This is a genomic window from Pseudonocardia sp. Ae150A_Ps1 (assembly GCF_001932315.1).
Taxonomy (GTDB): domain Bacteria; phylum Actinomycetota; class Actinomycetes; order Mycobacteriales; family Pseudonocardiaceae; genus Pseudonocardia.
On sequence record NZ_MCIJ01000001.1, the window covers coordinates 2,799,449 to 2,814,035 of the forward strand.

Annotated in this window: 20 protein-coding genes; 8 read left to right on the forward strand and 12 right to left on the reverse strand. The window is 70.8% G+C overall.

All coding sequences use genetic code 11. The features are described 5' to 3' along the window. Nucleotides 1-121 precede the first annotated feature (121 nt). The 3 genes from Ae150APs1_RS12950 to ddaH are packed head-to-tail and all read right to left on the reverse strand — an operon-like array spanning nt 122 to nt 2,963. A complete protein-coding gene (locus tag Ae150APs1_RS12950; protein ID WP_139317117.1) occupies nt 122-865 on the reverse strand; it encodes a phosphoglyceromutase in 744 nt (247 codons plus the stop codon). Nucleotides 866-873: 8 nt separating this feature from the next. Further along, the gene (gene rocD / locus Ae150APs1_RS12955) at nt 874-2,109 is read right to left on the reverse strand and encodes an ornithine--oxo-acid transaminase (protein WP_075297746.1); all 1,236 of its coding nucleotides are present in this window, start codon (nt 2,107-2,109) and stop codon (nt 874-876) included. Next, nucleotides 2,106-2,963, reverse strand: a complete 858-nt coding sequence (gene ddaH, locus Ae150APs1_RS12960; RefSeq protein ID WP_170918081.1) for a dimethylargininase — start codon at nt 2,961-2,963, stop codon at nt 2,106-2,108. The genes rocD and ddaH overlap by 4 nt, the downstream gene beginning before the upstream one ends. 100 nt (nt 2,964-3,063) lie before the next feature. On the opposite strand from ddaH, the gene Ae150APs1_RS12965 reads away from it, so the two are divergent. Together Ae150APs1_RS12965 and Ae150APs1_RS12970 are read left to right on the forward strand one after the other, a co-directional pair. Then, on the forward strand, nt 3,064-3,504 hold the full coding sequence (locus Ae150APs1_RS12965) for an Lrp/AsnC family transcriptional regulator (protein WP_010232268.1): 441 nt from the start codon (nt 3,064-3,066) through the stop codon (nt 3,502-3,504). 59 nt (nt 3,505-3,563) lie between these two features. Beyond that, nucleotides 3,564-4,070, forward strand: coding sequence for a VOC family protein (locus tag Ae150APs1_RS12970; protein ID WP_075297748.1), 507 nt, complete (start codon nt 3,564-3,566; stop codon nt 4,068-4,070). A 16-nt stretch (nt 4,071-4,086) separates the two neighbouring features. On the opposite strand, the gene Ae150APs1_RS12975 is transcribed toward Ae150APs1_RS12970, so the two are convergent. After that, nucleotides 4,087-4,911, reverse strand: a complete 825-nt coding sequence (locus tag Ae150APs1_RS12975; protein WP_337819674.1) for a GntR family transcriptional regulator — start codon at nt 4,909-4,911, stop codon at nt 4,087-4,089. Between the two features lie 7 nt (nt 4,912-4,918). After that, the gene (locus Ae150APs1_RS34310) at nt 4,919-5,041 is read right to left on the reverse strand and encodes a hypothetical protein (protein ID WP_256385588.1); all 123 of its coding nucleotides are present in this window, start codon (nt 5,039-5,041) and stop codon (nt 4,919-4,921) included. Between the two features lie 4 nt (nt 5,042-5,045). Here Ae150APs1_RS34310 and Ae150APs1_RS12980 point away from each other — a divergent pair, with 4 nt between their 5' ends. Continuing rightward, nucleotides 5,046-5,450 (forward strand): VOC family protein, encoded by a 405-nt coding sequence (locus Ae150APs1_RS12980; RefSeq protein WP_227012765.1) that lies wholly within the window; start codon nt 5,046-5,048, stop codon nt 5,448-5,450. Nucleotides 5,451-5,460: 10 nt separating this feature from the next. Beyond that, nucleotides 5,461-6,096 carry a TenA family protein gene (locus tag Ae150APs1_RS12985; protein ID WP_075297750.1) on the forward strand — a complete coding sequence of 212 codons (636 nt, stop codon included), beginning with the start codon at nt 5,461-5,463 and terminating at the stop codon, nt 6,094-6,096. Nucleotides 6,097-6,216: 120 nt separating this feature from the next. Here Ae150APs1_RS12985 and Ae150APs1_RS32755 read toward each other — a convergent pair whose 3' ends face one another. The 3 genes from Ae150APs1_RS32755 to Ae150APs1_RS12995 are packed head-to-tail and all read right to left on the reverse strand — an operon-like array spanning nt 6,217 to nt 7,412. Next, nucleotides 6,217-6,528: an integrase core domain-containing protein gene (locus Ae150APs1_RS32755; protein ID WP_212567129.1), complete on the reverse strand. Its 312-nt coding sequence runs from the start codon at nt 6,526-6,528 to the stop codon at nt 6,217-6,219. A 9-nt stretch (nt 6,529-6,537) separates the two neighbouring features. Continuing rightward, nucleotides 6,538-7,125 carry a DDE-type integrase/transposase/recombinase gene (locus Ae150APs1_RS32760; RefSeq protein WP_212567130.1) on the reverse strand — a complete coding sequence of 196 codons (588 nt, stop codon included), beginning with the start codon at nt 7,123-7,125 and terminating at the stop codon, nt 6,538-6,540. Next, on the reverse strand, nt 7,122-7,412 hold the full coding sequence (locus Ae150APs1_RS12995; protein ID WP_075295029.1) for a transposase: 291 nt from the start codon (nt 7,410-7,412) through the stop codon (nt 7,122-7,124). Before Ae150APs1_RS12995 ends, Ae150APs1_RS32760 begins: the two co-directional genes overlap by 4 nt. A gap of 224 nt (nt 7,413-7,636) precedes the next feature. Between Ae150APs1_RS12995 and Ae150APs1_RS31170 the strand changes: the two genes are divergently transcribed. Beyond that, nucleotides 7,637-8,248 (forward strand): helix-turn-helix domain-containing protein, encoded by a 612-nt coding sequence (locus Ae150APs1_RS31170; protein ID WP_139316887.1) that lies wholly within the window; start codon nt 7,637-7,639, stop codon nt 8,246-8,248. A gap of 164 nt (nt 8,249-8,412) precedes the next feature. On the opposite strand, the gene Ae150APs1_RS34315 is transcribed toward Ae150APs1_RS31170, so the two are convergent. The 4 genes from Ae150APs1_RS34315 to Ae150APs1_RS32015 form a co-directional block, all read right to left on the reverse strand. Beyond that, the gene (locus tag Ae150APs1_RS34315; protein WP_283160243.1) at nt 8,413-9,813 is read right to left on the reverse strand and encodes a transglycosylase family protein; all 1,401 of its coding nucleotides are present in this window, start codon (nt 9,811-9,813) and stop codon (nt 8,413-8,415) included. A 52-nt stretch (nt 9,814-9,865) separates the two neighbouring features. Then, nucleotides 9,866-10,921, reverse strand: a complete 1,056-nt coding sequence (locus Ae150APs1_RS13010) for a family 16 glycosylhydrolase (protein WP_075297754.1) — start codon at nt 10,919-10,921, stop codon at nt 9,866-9,868. Further along, on the reverse strand, nt 10,921-11,826 hold the full coding sequence (locus Ae150APs1_RS13015; protein ID WP_249266320.1) for a MinD/ParA family protein: 906 nt from the start codon (nt 11,824-11,826) through the stop codon (nt 10,921-10,923). The genes Ae150APs1_RS13010 and Ae150APs1_RS13015 overlap by 1 nt, the downstream gene beginning before the upstream one ends. Nucleotides 11,827-12,240: 414 nt before the next feature. Continuing rightward, the gene (locus Ae150APs1_RS32015) at nt 12,241-12,726 is read right to left on the reverse strand and encodes a hypothetical protein (RefSeq protein ID WP_075297756.1); all 486 of its coding nucleotides are present in this window, start codon (nt 12,724-12,726) and stop codon (nt 12,241-12,243) included. A 204-nt stretch (nt 12,727-12,930) separates the two neighbouring features. Between Ae150APs1_RS32015 and Ae150APs1_RS13025 the strand changes: the two genes are divergently transcribed. The 3 genes from Ae150APs1_RS13025 to Ae150APs1_RS32770 are packed head-to-tail and all read left to right on the forward strand — an operon-like array spanning nt 12,931 to nt 14,126. Next, nucleotides 12,931-13,221 (forward strand): transposase, encoded by a 291-nt coding sequence (locus Ae150APs1_RS13025; protein WP_075295029.1) that lies wholly within the window; start codon nt 12,931-12,933, stop codon nt 13,219-13,221. Next, on the forward strand, nt 13,218-13,805 hold the full coding sequence (locus tag Ae150APs1_RS32765) for a DDE-type integrase/transposase/recombinase (RefSeq protein WP_212567130.1): 588 nt from the start codon (nt 13,218-13,220) through the stop codon (nt 13,803-13,805). Before Ae150APs1_RS13025 ends, Ae150APs1_RS32765 begins: the two co-directional genes overlap by 4 nt. Before the next feature lie 9 nt (nt 13,806-13,814). After that, nucleotides 13,815-14,126 carry an integrase core domain-containing protein gene (locus tag Ae150APs1_RS32770; protein WP_212567129.1) on the forward strand — a complete coding sequence of 104 codons (312 nt, stop codon included), beginning with the start codon at nt 13,815-13,817 and terminating at the stop codon, nt 14,124-14,126. Nucleotides 14,127-14,587 lie beyond the last annotated feature (461 nt).

Consider the following 14,587-nt stretch of genomic DNA (forward strand, 5'->3'; position numbering starts at 1 on the left):
CCCGCGCGACACTGTTCGGCCCGCGTTCACCGCGGGTTCAGCACTAGGTGATCGCAAACCCGGTGGAGCGGGTGACGCCACCCGGCAGCCACACCCCGTACGCCGCGCGCCGCTCCCGCGGTCAGCGGCCCTGGTTCGCCACGCCCGCGATCGCCGCCTCGGCCGCGGCCGGGTCGAGGTAGCGACCGCCCGGGTTCATCGGGCGCAGGTCGTCGTCGAGGTCGTAGACCAGCGGGATGCCGGTCGGGATGTTCAGCCCGGCGATGTCGGCGTCGGAGATCCCGTCGAGGTACTTCACGAGCGCGCGCAGCGAGTTGCCGTGCGCGGCCAGCAGCACGGTCCGCCCGTCCCGCAGGTCCGGCACGACCGACTCCTCCCAGTACGGCAGGAACCGCGCGACGACGTCGGCGAGGCACTCCGTCAGCGGCGCGTCGACGCCGGCGTAGCGCGGGTCGGCGTCCTGGGAGAACTCGCTGCCCTTCTCGATGGGCGGCGGCGGGGTGTCGTAGGACCGGCGCCAGAGCATGAACTGGTCCTCGCCGAACTCGGCCAGGGTCTGCTTCTTGTCCTTGCCCTGCAGCGCGCCGTAGTGCCGCTCGTTGAGCCGCCAGTCGCGCTTCACCGGGATCCAGTGCCGGTCCGCCGCGTCGAGCGCGATGTTCGCGGTGGAGATGGCCCGGCGCAGCAGCGAGGTGTGCACGACGTCCGGGGCGACGCCGGACTCGCGCAGCAGCTCGCCACCACGGCGGGCCTCGGCCTCGCCCTGCTCGGAGAGCGGGACGTCCACCCAGCCGGTGAAGAGGTTCTTCGCGTTCCAGTCGCTCTGGCCGTGGCGCAGCAGTACGAGGGTCGGCATGCGCCACAGCCTGCCAGCTAGGCCGCGCCGAGGTCTCGCAGTACGTCCGCGAACGTGTCCACCAGCACGTCGGTCTCGTCCCGGGTGATCACCAGCGGCGGCGAGATCCGGACAGTGACGCCGTGCGTCTCCTTCGCCAGCACCCCGCGGCGGGCGAGTGCGACGCAGACGTCCCGTCCGGATCCGAGCCGCGGGTCGACGTCGACGCCGAACCACAACCCCGCCCCGCGCACGGCGGTCAGCCCGGGCAGCTCCCGCAGCCGCGCGCCCAGGTGCGCACCGAGGTCGCGGGCCGCCGCCTGGTACTCCCCCGTCGCGAGCAGCCCGCACACCGCGGACCCGACGGCCGCCGCGAGCGGGTTCCCGCCGAAGGTCGAGCCGTGCTCACCGGGACGCAGCACGCCGAGCACGTCACGCCGCCCGACGACGGCGCTGACCGGCAGGATCCCGCCGCCGAGCGCCTTGCCGAGGGTGTACAGGTCGGCCCGGATCCCGGCGCGGTCGCTGCACAGCGTCGCGCCGGCCCTGCCGAGCCCGGACTGGATCTCGTCGCAGACCAGCAGGACGTCACGGCGCGCGGTGAGCTGCCGGACGTCGCGCAGGTACCCCTCCGGCGGGACGATCACGCCCGCCTCGCCCTGCACCGGCTCGATCAGGACCGCGACGGTGTCGTCGGTGAGCGCCGGCGCCAGCGCCGCGGTGTCGCCGTAGGGGACGCGGTCGAAGCCCGGGGTGAAGGGGCCGAAGCCGTCGCGGGCGGCCGGGTCGTCGGAGAAGGAGACGACGGTCGTCGTCCGGCCGTGGAAGTTGCCCCCGGCGACGACGATCCGGGCCGCCCCGGGCCGCACCCCGCGCACCCGGTAGCCCCAGGCCCGCGCGACCTTGATCGCGGACTCGACGGCCTCGGCGCCGGTGTTCATCGGCAGCACGGCCTCGGTACCGGTCAGCCGGGCGAGCTCGTGCTGGAAGTCCGGCAGCCGGTCGTTGTGGAAGGCGCGCGCGGTCAGCGTCAGGGTGTCGAGCTGGCGGTGTGCGGCCGCGACCAGCGCGGGGTGCCGGTGGCCGAAATTCAGCGCGGAGTAGCCGGCGAGGACGTCGAGGTAGCGACGGCCGTCGACGTCGGTGACCCAGGCTCCCTCACCCCCGCTCAGCACGACCGGCAGCGGCGCGTAGTTCGCGACGCCGTACCGCTCGTCGAGCGCGATCCGCTCGGTGGTCGCACCGGTGCCGGTGCCGTTCTCCAGGACGGTCACGGTGCCTCCCGCAGCTCGAGGGTGCAGCATTTGATCCCGCCGCCACCGCGGCGGAGCTCGGAGGTGTCGACGCCGACGGTGCCGAACCCGCGCTCGGCGAGCTCAGCGGCGAACTTCTCGGCCTGGGGCGCGTGGACGACGGTGCGCCCGTCGGAGAAGCAGTTCAGGCCGAGCACGGCGGCGTCCTCCTCGCCGACGATCACGGCGTCCGGGAACCGGAACCGCAGGACCTCCTGCGGCGCGTCGTCGAACGCCGACGGCAGGTAGGCCACCGCACCGGGCCCGCCCGCCGGGTCGAGCACGGCGAACGCGGTGTCCAGGTGGTAGTAGCGGGGATCGACGAGCTGCAGCGACACGACCTCGCGGCCGAGCACCCGGGCGGCCTCGTGGTGCGCCGCGGGATCGGTGCGGAACCCGGTGCCCGCGTAGATCGTGTCCCCGACGAGCAGCAGGTCGCCCTCGCCCTCGTTGACGGCCTCGGCCTCGCGCACGTCGAACCCGGCCGACCGGAACCACGCGCCGTAGGCGGGCCCCTCGGCGGCGCGCTCGGCGTACCGGAACCGCGCGGTGAGCGCGACGCCGTCGACGACGGTGCCGCCGTTCGCGGCGTAGACCATGTCCGGCAGGCCGGGCAGCGGGTCGACCAGCCGCACGTCGAACCCGAGCTCGCGGTAGACGGCGTGCAAGTCCTGCCACTGGCGCACGGCCAGCGGGGTGTCGGTGACCTGCTCCGGCCGCATCCAGGGGTTGATCCGGTAGCTGACGGTGAAGTGGGTGGGCCGGCACATCAGCACCGACGGCGCGGGGCGGGCGCGGTCGTCGTCGGGGAGCGGCACGATCGGCTCGGCGGTCATGCGCACATCGTGCCGCGCATGACCCGTGCTTTTCCCGTCCTTCTGCGCACGATCAGCGCGTGCTGTACCGATCTGGCGCACGGATCTAGCATCCGACGCCGTGAACGAGATCGACGCGACCGACCGGAAGCTGCTGGACCTGCTGCGCATCGACGGCCGGGCCGGCTGGGCCGAGCTCGGCGAGCGCGTGGGGCTCTCCGCGTCCGCGGTGCGGCGGCGGGTGGACCGGCTCACCGCGCGCGGGGTGATCACCGGTTTCGGCGTCCGCGTCGATCCCGGCGCCGAGCGGGAACCGGGGGTCGAGGCCTACGTCGAGCTGTTCTGCCGCGGCACCGTGGCGCCGAGCGAGCTGCAGCGGATGCTGTCGGCGGTGCCCGAGGTGGTGACCGCCGGGACGATAACCGGCGAGGCCGACGCGCTGGTCCTGCTGCGCTCGCGCGACGTGCGCTCCCTGGAGGACGCCCTGGAGCGGCTCCGGATGGCGGCGAACGTCGACCACACCCGCTCGGCCGTCGTCCTCACCTGGCTGGTCTCTCGTTGAACTCCCGCCGCGCCGGGCGTACCGTCTCAGTTGAGAGTTCAACTTCTTGGGAGCCACCGATGCCCGTGCAGCGCCTGAACCACGCCGTCCTCTACGTCCGCGACGTCGCCCGCAGCGTCGCCTTCTACACCGACACGCTCGGCTTCCGCACGGTCGTCGAGCTCCCGGGCGGGCAGGGCACGTTCCTGCAGGCCGCCGGCTCGTCGAACGACCACGACCTCGCCCTGTTCGGGATCGGGGACGGGGCGGGCGCCTCGCAGGCCGGGCGCGGCACCGTCGGCCTCTACCACCTGGCGTGGGAGGTCGACACCCTCGCCGAGCTCGCCCGGGTCGGGCAGAAGCTGCAGGAGGCGGGCGCCCTCGCCGGCGCCTCCGACCACGGCACCACGAAGGCCCTTTACGCCCACGACCCGGACGGGCTGGAGTTCGAGGTCTGCTGGCTGGTGCCTGCCACGCTGATCGACGGCGGGGACGGGATGCGGACCGCCCGGCTCGACCTCCAGGCCGAGATCGACCGCTACGGCGCCGACACCCCGGGCGGGATCGGCGTCTCGGTGCCGGCCTGAACGTCCCCGGGCAGGGTCAGGACGGTTCGGACAGGTCGACCCGGTAGCCGGACCGCGCGGAGAACCGGGCGGTGACGGAGAACCGGTCGCCCCGCACCAGGGTGTGCCGCCACTCGACCGGACGGTCCCCGGAGAGCCCGAGCCGCTCGATGGACAGCGCGGCCACGCCCTCGCCGATCCCGAGCAGCTCCTGCTCGCCGCGGCCCGGGATCGTCGCGCGGATGTTCTCGCTGCCGCCGTCGACCCGGATCCCGCAGCGACGCCGGTACTCGGGATAGATGCCGGTGTGCGTGAAGTCGATGTCGAGCAGCGGCGCGGCCAGGTCCTCCGGCAGCCACACCCGGTCGACGGCCAGGGGCTCACCGTCGGCGAGCCGCAGGCGCTCCAGGTGGACGAGCGGGGTCGACTCCTCCAGGCCCATCCGGGTCGCGATCACCCCGTCGGCCCGCACCTCGAAGGTCCGCACGACGCTGCGCTGCGTCCGCCCGGCCGCCTCGACGGCGACGTAGAGCGAGTACGGCTCGTCCAGCGGCTGCTCGATCGGCGCCGGCCCGGCCGGCCGGGCGACCCGGCCGCGGCTGGCGACGACGGCGCCGTCCTCCCGCATGCGCCGCAGCGCCTCGCGGACGGTGTAGCGGCTCACCGAGTACTCGGCGGCGATCGCGAACTCGCCGGGCAGGGCGGCGTCGAACTCGCCCTCCTCCAGCCGACGACGCAGGTCCGCCAGCAGCTGCTGCCACAGCGGCGTCCCGTCGCCGCGGACCAGGGTCCGCCCGCCCATCACCGTCACCTCTCGTCGCCCGGTCACGACGTCCGGGGTCCGCACACCGTAGGCGAGCACGATCGGCTCACCCGCGGGTGGCACGCTCCCGGCGCCGGGTGAGCACGACACCGACCATCACGACGGCCGCCGCCACCGGAACGACGAGATCGGCCCCGAGGCCTGACGCGACACCCCCTCCCAGGGGCATGCTGGTGCCCCCTGACCAGGAGGTGCCCGTGCTCGACCACCTGTCGCTGCCCGTCCGGGACCCGGACGCGTCGGCCCGCTTCTACCTGCAGGTCTTCGCCCCGCTCGGGCTGTCGGAGATGATGCGGTTCCCCCGCGACGGCGGATCCGTCGTCGCGATCGGCGGCACGGACGGGCAGCCCCGGTTCTGGCTCGGCCCCGGCGGGCCCGCCACACCGCCGGAGCTGCACGTCGCGCTCGCCGCACCGGACCGGGCCGCGGTGGACGCCGTGCACGAGGCCGCACGGGCGGCCGGCACCGAGGTGCTGCACGCGCCGCGGCTCTGGCCCGAGTACCACCCCGCGTACTACGCGGTGTTCCTGCGCGACCCGGACGGGCACAACGTCGAGGCGGTCTGCCACCGCCCCTAGCCTGGACGCCATGTCGTTCACCGGGGAGCTGCGGGAGTCGAGCACGACGACGTGGGACGCGGCGGTCGGGCACCGCTTCGTCGACGAGCTGTGGGACGGGTCCGTGGACCGCGACGTCCTGCGGCACTACCTGGAGCAGGACCTCCAGTTCGTCGACGCCTTCCTCGCGCTGCTCGGCGCGGCCGTCGCGGACGCGGACCGGCCGGCACCGCGGGTGCGGCTGGCCCGGCAGCTCGGGCTCGTCGCCGGGCCGGAGAACGACTACTTCGAGCGCTCGCTCGACCGGCTCGGCGGCACGAGCGCCCCGGACCGGCGGGCGCCGACCGTCGGGTTCGTCGACCTGATGGGCGAGGCACGCGACGCCGGGTACTACGCCGAGGCGCTCGCGGTGCTGCTCGTCGCCGAGTGGCTGTACCTGGACTGGGCGACGCGGCCGGGTGCCATCGCGCCGGACGACGCGGTCTGCCGCGAGTGGATCGACCTGCACCGCGGCATCGAGTTCGAGGAGTGGGTGGCGTTCCTCCGCGACGAGCTGGACCGGGTCGCCGACGCCCTCGCCCCGGAGCGGCGCGAGCGGGTCGCCGCACTGTTCGTGCGCGCGGTGGACCTGGAGCTGGCGTTCTTCGACGCCGCCTACGAGCTCTGACCCCCGGGCCACTCTGTCCGCTCACCGATTGCGGGAGTGCTCGCCGTATCGGGTGAGCGCGGACGGAACCGGTGAGCGTCCGGGTCCGCCTGTGGTTCCCCCAAGATCGTGGAGGGTTCCCTATGCCGCGTCTCGGGTGAGAGCGGCGTTCTCGTAGTTGATCGGTGAGAGCCCGCCCGCGGCGCTGTGTCGCCGGCGGTGGTTGTAGAAGCCGTAGCACCAGTCGATGACCACCGCCCGCGCCCTGCTGGTGGTGTCGAAGTCGTTGCGGGACAATACTTCCCACTCCAGGCTGGAGAAGAACGCCTCCGCCGCGGCGTTGTCGAAACACGACCCGACCCGACCCATCGACTGGCGGATCTCCAGCCGCCGACACAGCGCGGTGAACGCCCCGGCGGTGTAGGTCGACCCGCGGTCGGTGTGAAAGATCACTCCTCGGATCTAGCCCGCCCCACCGCGGGCCGCGGTGGCCATCCGGATGGCCTCACACGCCAGCTCGGCGTTCGGGTGCAGTCCGGTGGCCGCGCCGAGCAACCGCCGCGAGTACAGGTCGATCACCGTGGCCAGATACAGCTTCCCGGCCGCGGTGGGGATCTCGGTCATGTCCCCGACCCAGCGGCGGTTCGGCTCGGCCGCGGTGAAGTCGCGTCTGAGCAGGTCGGGGAACTTCGGCGCTGCGCGGTCCTGACGGGCCAGCCCGTTGCGTCTCTTGATCCGGCGCGCGACCAGGCCCTGGCGACGCATCGAGTCCGCCACAGTCTTCTCCGAGACCTGCCAGCCGGCCTCACGCAGGTCCGCGTGCAACCTCGGCGAGCCGTGCAACCGCTGGGCAGCGTCGAACGCCACGCCCACCGCGGCGTCGAGCCGGGTCCGCCGCTGCTCGGTCGCGGTCGTGCCACCGTCGGGGCTGCCGGCGCGCTGCAGCCACTTGTACAGCCACGAGATCGACACCCCGAGCAGGGCACAGGCCAGCGTGTGCGGCACCCGGTGGAAGGTCCTCTGGTCGGCGATGAAACGGGCCACGCTCACCTCGTCGCCTCCTTGACCCACAGGACCACGGATCGCTTGAGGACATCACGCTCCATCCGCAGCTCGGCGTTCTCCGCACGCAACCGCTTGAGCTCCTCGACGTCCCCGCGGGACAGGCCCTCGGTCTCCTCACGGGCCTCACGGGCGCGGGCCACCCAGTTGCCCAGCGTGCCCTCGTTGACCCCCAGGTCTCTGGCGACCTGGGCGATCGGCTTGCCCGTCTCCTCGACGATCCGGACCGCCCCGTCACGGAACTCCCGGTCGTATCGCTTCCGTACCTCTGGCATCGCTACCCCTTATAGCTGATGCCTCCCCGATCATGGGGGAACCGCATCCCCGCACGAGGGTGCAGGTTGCTGGCTCGGACCAACATCGATGGTGTGGCGCGGCGTCGAAACGACGCCGCGCCATTGCCGCTGGGCGGATGGCCGCCGGAGAAGGCCGCAGCTCGGCGGCCCCGCGTGACACATCTACAGCACGCTAACGCGACAATAAAGTGGACGGTTATGAGGTGCTGGCCGAGACGAGGGAGCGGCAGATGATCAGAGCAGGACGAAAGGTGCTGGACCGGATGGGTGTCGGTGCAGCCCACGGGCTGACCGAGGCTGCCGCAGCGAGGACACGCCCGTGGGCTACTCCGGGACACCCCGAGCCAGTGAACAAGCCGGGAGGTCGGCGCGGCGGGCTTTGGGACGAGGCCCAGGTCCTCGCCCATGTAGCCGGCGAGGCTGCGCCTGCCCTCCCGGCCCATCCTCAGCCCGATGACCTGCTCGACGCGGCTGAGGCAGCGGAGTTCGCGGGAGTCACCGAGCAGACCTGGACGCGTCATCTGGAGCGCAACCTTGTCCCGGAGCCCACAGAGATCGTGTCGGGTCAGCGTCACTGGGGCCGAGCGGTGCTCGAGGAATGGAAGCCGGCGCGACCGGGTCGAGGCGCAGGGGGCGGCCGGCGAGCGAAGAACGGGCTCACCGAGGAGGAGCTTCGTGATCGGGCTGCGGCCGTGATGAAGGCCGCCAAGGAGGCAGGCCGAACGCCCAGTGCCCGCGAGGTTGCTCGCGAGATCGACGTCTCGCCTACCAAGGCCAGCCGTCTGCTCGCAGCACTGGCGGAGTCAGGGAAGTGAGCCATCCGTCCCGGCTCGCGCGACAGCTCATCTCTTCCCCGCGGGGAAGAGCAGCCGATGAGGATGACCCTGGCCTGTGAGCCGCCTGCGTCACAGGCCAGGGTCAGGGTCGACGCCGCGGCCGGGGCTTGCCCTTGACCGCTGGCCGAGGCGTCGAGGTCCGGTCAGCTCAGGCCAAGCTCGCTGGAGCAGGCAGGCCAGGCTCCCCAGCCCTGTTCCTGCTGGACTCGCTCGGCGACTGCGATCTGTTCTTCTTTGCTGGCTTGGTGTGCGTCACCCTCGCCACCGAAGGCGCTCCATGTGGGGTCTGAGAACTGCAGGCCACCGCTGTACCCGTTGCCAGTGTTGGCCGCCCAATTTCCAGAGCTCTCGCACTCTGCGAGCTGGTCCCATACCGCCGGATCTGAACCGGTCGTGGCTGCGGGCGCGGCGTTGGCCTCGGGCTCGCTGCCGGACGACGTCTCGGGCTCGCTGCCGGAGCGGGTGATGGGGTCACCAGGCGACCCGCTGCTGTCGGAGCTGCTGGTCAGAAGCGAGGAGGAATCGAGCTTCTCCGCGATCGCGCGTGCGGCAGGGTCGACGTCGGCGGCTTCGTGGGCGCTCTCGGAAAGCTGCTTGATGCGCTGATCGAGACTGCCGCCGGACTCGCCCGAGCTGGCCCCGCCGGACTCGCCCGAGCGTCGGGCAACCGGGGATGCTTGCACCTCCTGCTCGATCGTTGACGCGAGGTCTGCTGCACTGGCATCTCCGGATCCGCGGAGGATGCCCACCATCTGGTTGATCAGGTCGAGGGCTGCTCGCGCGTCTTCCAAGTCGCCGGACGAGCTGGAGCCGCTGTCGCCCGACGAGCCGTCATCGGACGGCGGGTCCGCTGCTGGCTCGACTGCCGGCGCAGGGTCGGTTGGAGAAGACGTGGGGCTAGAGAGCTGCGTCTGCGGCGTCGATGACTCTGCGTCGGGCTCCTGCTGCTTATCCACTGCGCCGCACGCGATCGAGAGGGGTGGTAGCTCAGATTCGTCGTCCGCCTGGGGCTTCGGTGGCGGTGGAGGGGGTGCTGAGGGCTTCCCTTGGGCTGCGCTGCTGGCGGCAGAGACCGCTGATCCGAGGGTTCCGGCGGCTTCCTCACCCGCCTCGCCGATCTTGTCTAAGGGGCCCGAGTCCTCGCGAGTGAGGTCTGCCGGCGTCGGGCCGAGGCCGTGCTTGGCGAGGATGATGGCCACCTTGCGCTCCGCTGGACCGGTGGAGGTCCGAAGCTTGTCCGAGGTGTCGACGGCCGTCTGTTTCCAGCCGGTCTCGACTGCTGGCGTGATGCCGATGGCGCTGATGTCACTGGCCAGACCGGAGGCAGCAGGGTGGTCCGCATCTGAGGTGCGTAGTGATGTGAGGAGGGTGCGTGCCTCCTCACGGACCTGATGAGCGGCCGCGATCTGCTCGCTCGTGCACTGCTGGTTCTCGGAGATGAGCTGCGGGGCAACCGGGCCAGCTCCGATTGCATAGACACCGGTGAGTGCGCTGGCGGTGAGGATGGCGATTCCAGATCGCCGCCACAGTGGTGAGTAGGACATGTTTAGTGGCACTCCGAACGTCGGGCGGTCTCGTCTCGGTGTGGCTCGATAGTTAAGAGTCGTCACCACCATCCGAGGATGAGTCGCCTTGGCTGCCCCAATTGTTCTCCTCGTCTGTGAGGGAGGTGGAGGAGTCGGAGTCCGTGGATCCGTCGCTGCCGGCGGATTGTGTGGAGGCCTGGTCGCTCTCATTCATGGGCCATTGCTTGACCCAGTCGTAGTTGACCTCGCCAGCTTCACTGTCCCCCTTCGGGAACCAGTCGAGCTGGAGGCAGAGGTGCATTGGGCCAGGAGGCAGGATCGATGTGTCGGTGGTCTTCCACCACTCCTCACCGTCGAGGAACGTGGTGATGGAGTCGGGTGTCCATTCGACGGCGTAGTTGTGCCACTCAGTGGCATCTACTTCTACTTCGCCGTGAACTTGGCTGTTGTCCTCGCCGTAGTGCAAGAACATTTCGACCTTCTTGCGGTCCGAGTCCATGATTTCGGCGAAGTCAACTTCACCTCCCACTGGGAAGTTCTCGGCTGCTGGCCAGAGAAGTGCCAGTGCGTTGTAGCTCGGGGACCCTTTCGGGGCCTTCATTCGGACTTCCCACCGCCCGTACTTCTGGGCGTCGCCCCAGGCCATTCCGGCAGTTGTTCCGTCGCCGGAGCCGTTGATGGTGAGGATTCCGTCGGACACCGAGGCGGCGTCGGGGGATCGAACGCCGTTGCCTGGTCCGTCGTACATGTTCCACCCGGTCAGGTCGCTCTCGAAGTCGTCGACCTTCGCGGGTTCGCCCCATCCGAATGCGTCGGCTGCTGTCTGCCCCTGTCCGGTGCCGGCGCTGGACCCACTGTCGCCGCCGGTGCCGGCGCTGGACCCACCGAGGGTGTCTTTCGAGCACTCCGCCGGTACGAAGTCGGAGCGGTCGGCGCCGACAGAGACGAGCATGTCTCGCATCTCCTCGGCCCGCTGGGAGGTATCGCCGGTCAGCTCGGCCAGGACGTGCTTCGCAGTGATCCGGAACGAGCACGACAAGCCGTCTTCGCTCGGCGCTGCGGGGGCAATCCCCGCGGTCGCGACGAGGGCTGAGGTGACCAGCGATACCGCCAGCGGGGAGGGCATCAGGCGAGTCCTGCCTTCTTCATGAGGGTGGACGAGGAGTGGTGGTGAAAGCCCTCGGCGACGTGGGAGGCAAGCTCCAGCGCGGCGTCGAGGGTCGGCTGTTGAAGTGCGCGAAGGTCGATCTGGCCGCCGGTTCGCAGGTGCGGGTCGGCGGGGATCTCGACGACGGCGCGGCAGCGCTCGGCGAAGTGGTCACGGATGGCGCCGCTGTCGACGTCCGGTGTCTCGCGGTCGAGGCTGATCGCGACGACGGCGTTCTCGACCAGGCCCTGAAACCCGTGCTCGGCGAGCCAGTCGAGGGTTCGGCCGGCGCTGTTCGCCGCATCGACGGTGGGGGCACCAACGATGACCAGGCCGTCGGTGAGGTTGAGCGCGCCGTGCATGGCGGAGTGCACGAGACCCGTTCCGCTGTCGGTGATCAGGACGTCGTAGAAGCGGGCGATCAGGCAGGCAACCGCCTCGTACTCGTCCTGGTTGAACATCTCCGACTTGGCGGGGTCGAGTTCGGAGGCGAGCACAGCCAGGCGCCCGGCGAGCCCGAGGTAGCGGTTGAGCTGGGTGCCCGCCTCGACCTCGTCGAGGCTGTTGAGCAGATCCCGGATCGTGGGTCGGGTGGAACCGACGCCGAGGAGTCGGTCTGCCAGCGTGCCGGCATCGGGGTTGGCGTCGATCGCGACGGCGCGGTCTCCCCGGTACTGGGCGAGGGTCAGGCCGAGCAGTGCTGAGACCGTCGTCTTGCCGACGCCACCCTTCATCGAGGCGACGGTGATTGAGGTGGCGCCAGGGGCGTTCCGCTTCGCGTTGCCGATCCACTCGCGCCGCATCACCTCGGCCGGGCTGATCCGCGGCGTGATCAGTCCGAAGCTTGCCTGATAGATCATCCGGCGCCATCCGTCCTGCGGCACCTCTCGTTGCGGTCGCACGAGGGACTGGTCGAGAGCACGCGGCGGAGACTGGGGCTGCGGAGCCGGCTTCGCGGCTGCGGCGGGCGGCGCGGCCGGGGGCGACGGAACCGATCTGGGGGCGACAGCCTCAGGCCGACGAGGGGCCGGCCCGCCGACGGGGCTCGGGTCCGGCACGCGCGGGGGCTCCTCGCCGACCTCGGGCCTCGGCTCTGCGGCGGTGTCCGACTGGGCCTGCGCCGCCGGCGGCTTCTCTCCCGCGGGCTCGCTTCCGCCGGCGGCGGAGCCGCTGTCCACGGGGTGAGGCGAGGTTCCGTTGGGGCTGGCCCACGAGTACATGGACGGGTCCTGGGTCCAGGACGATGTCTGGCCGGGCTGGTGGTGGTTGTTCGTGGTTTGCATCTGAGGTGCCTCCGCTTAGGGCGTCGCGGTAGGGATGAGGGAGGGATTGACGACCAGGCGACCGCCGGGATCGGTGCTGTCGCGGGTGACCGGAACGGCCATAGAGAGCCAGTAGGCAGCTCCAGCAACCCAGCCCGCGGCATGCGGTGCGGGTGCGCTGGAAGGCGGCATGCCGTTGTCAGACCATGAGGCAGGGGCGCGAGCGGAGCTGTCCTGTGAGGTCCGCTCGTAAGGTGTGATGCGTACCCAGACCTCGACGATCACGGTGGTCGGGCTGCGCCGTTCCATCCGGCCGTATGTGGGAGCGTCGGCGCGCTGTCTGCCGGCGCCGTTCCAACCGAGGGTGCTGGAGTGGCCCGCTGCTAGGTAGGTCCGCAGGACATGGGATCTGCGCTGCGTCTCGTCCTGGTCCCAGGAAAGGAAGTCGCAGGCGAACCGCACCGCGAAGGTGCCGGCCTCGACGTCGTCGACCTCGCGGAGTCCGGCGAGGGTGCCGATCATCGCCTGCCCGGTGTCGTCACGTATGAAGTCGATCGCCGAGGAGGGCGTGACCCGGGCTTGTTCCTTCTCGTCGCGTGGGGCGCGCCCGTTGCGAGGAGTGGAGTGGTCTTCAGTCGGAGCCCACAGCTCGGGCCCGTCCTCAGTGAAGATCTCCGTGCTGCGGTTCCCCCATGATCGGGGAGGCATCAGCTATAAGGGGTAGCGATGCCAGAGGTACGGAAGCGATACGACCGGGAGTTCCGTGACGGGGCGGTCCGGATCGTCGAGGAGACGGGCAAGCCGATCGCCCAGGTCGCCAGAGACCTGGGGGTCAACGAGGGCACGCTGGGCAACTGGGTGGCCCGCGCCCGTGAGGCCCGTGAGGAGACCGAGGGCCTGTCCCGCGGGGACGTCGAGGAGCTCAAGCGGTTGCGTGCGGAGAACGCCGAGCTGCGGATGGAGCGTGATGTCCTCAAGCGATCCGTGGTCCTGTGGGTCAAGGAGGCGACGAGGTGAGCGTGGCCCGTTTCATCGCCGACCAGAGGACCTTCCACCGGGTGCCGCACACGCTGGCCTGTGCCCTGCTCGGGGTGTCGATCTCGTGGCTGTACAAGTGGCTGCAGCGCGCCGGCAGCCCCGACGGTGGCACGACCGCGACCGAGCAGCGGCGGACCCGGCTCGACGCCGCGGTGGGCGTGGCGTTCGACGCTGCCCAGCGGTTGCACGGCTCGCCGAGGTTGCACGCGGACCTGCGTGAGGCCGGCTGGCAGGTCTCGGAGAAGACTGTGGCGGACTCGATGCGTCGCCAGGGCCTGGTCGCGCGCCGGATCAAGAGACGCAACGGGCTGGCCCGTCAGGACCGCGCAGCGCCGAAGTTCCCCGACCTGCTCAGACGCGACTTCACCGCGGCCGAGCCGAACCGCCGCTGGGTCGGGGACATGACCGAGATCCCCACCGCGGCCGGGAAGCTGTATCTGGCCACGGTGATCGACCTGTACTCGCGGCGGTTGCTCGGCGCGGCCACCGGACTGCACCCGAACGCCGAGCTGGCGTGTGAGGCCATCCGGATGGCCACCGCGGCCCGCGGTGGGGCGGGCTAGATCCGAGGAGTGATCTTTCACACCGACCGCGGGTCGACCTACACCGCCGGGGCGTTCACCGCGCTGTGTCGGCGGCTGGAGATCCGCCAGTCGATGGGTCGGGTCGGGTCGTGTTTCGACAACGCCGCGGCGGAGGCGTTCTTCTCCAGCCTGGAGTGGGAAGTATTGTCCCGCAACGACTTCGACACCACCAGCAGGGCGCGGGCGGTGGTCATCGACTGGTGCTACGGCTTCTACAACCACCGCCGGCGACACAGCGCCGCGGGCGGGCTCTCACCGATCAACTACGAGAACGCCGCTCTCACCCGAGACGCGGCATAGGGAACCCTCCACGATCTTGGGGGAACCACAGTTCGCTGGAGGGGGCCGATGCTCCTGTAGAGGTTGCTCGTCGAGGGAGTTGCCTGCTTCATCAAACGGGAGCGGGTGAGGTCGTCGGGCTGGCCCAGGAGCCTGGGCAGCGGTGGTGGCCTGAGCTTGGGAGGCTCCGGACGGTCGGCGAGCGGCTCCAGCCGGGTGGGAGGAGCCGCCAGGGCCACGATGCGGCCGGTAGACGGATCCGTGATGCAGGGCCGCGCTATGGATTGCTTGCTGGTCGTAGTCGGGAGCGCCTTGTGGTCGGCGTGCTCGACGGCGAGAGATCTTCGGCATGGGCGGTCATCCCCGTCATGACGTGCTGGGGGTCCGCCGGCGTTGGCGTGACGCGGCGATGCCCACCGCTACGGGTAGGGCACGCCGGTTATATCAGCATCATTAGCGCTTCATAAAGATTCTGGCAGTTA

Excerpts from the sequence above, each read along its gene's own strand:
- ddaH (WP_170918081.1), bottom strand. The coding sequence starts at position 2,963 with ATGACCGCCGAGCCGATCGTGCCGCTCCCCGACGACGACCGCGCCCGC.
- Ae150APs1_RS12970 (WP_075297748.1), top strand. The coding sequence starts at position 3,564 with ATGCCCGTGCAGCGCCTGAACCACGCCGTCCTCTACGTCCGCGACGTC.
- Ae150APs1_RS34310 (WP_256385588.1), bottom strand. The coding sequence starts at position 5,041 with ATGCCCCTGGGAGGGGGTGTCGCGTCAGGCCTCGGGGCCGATCTCGTC.
- Ae150APs1_RS12985 (WP_075297750.1), top strand. The coding sequence starts at position 5,461 with ATGTCGTTCACCGGGGAGCTGCGGGAGTCGAGCACGACGACGTGGGAC.
- Ae150APs1_RS12995 (WP_075295029.1), bottom strand. The coding sequence starts at position 7,412 with ATGCCAGAGGTACGGAAGCGATACGACCGGGAGTTCCGTGACGGGGCG.
- Ae150APs1_RS34315 (WP_283160243.1), bottom strand. The coding sequence starts at position 9,813 with ATGTCCTACTCACCACTGTGGCGGCGATCTGGAATCGCCATCCTCACC.
- Ae150APs1_RS13010 (WP_075297754.1), bottom strand. The coding sequence starts at position 10,921 with ATGCCCTCCCCGCTGGCGGTATCGCTGGTCACCTCAGCCCTCGTCGCG.
- Ae150APs1_RS32015 (WP_075297756.1), bottom strand. The coding sequence starts at position 12,726 with ATGATCGGCACCCTCGCCGGACTCCGCGAGGTCGACGACGTCGAGGCC.
- Ae150APs1_RS13025 (WP_075295029.1), top strand. The coding sequence starts at position 12,931 with ATGCCAGAGGTACGGAAGCGATACGACCGGGAGTTCCGTGACGGGGCG.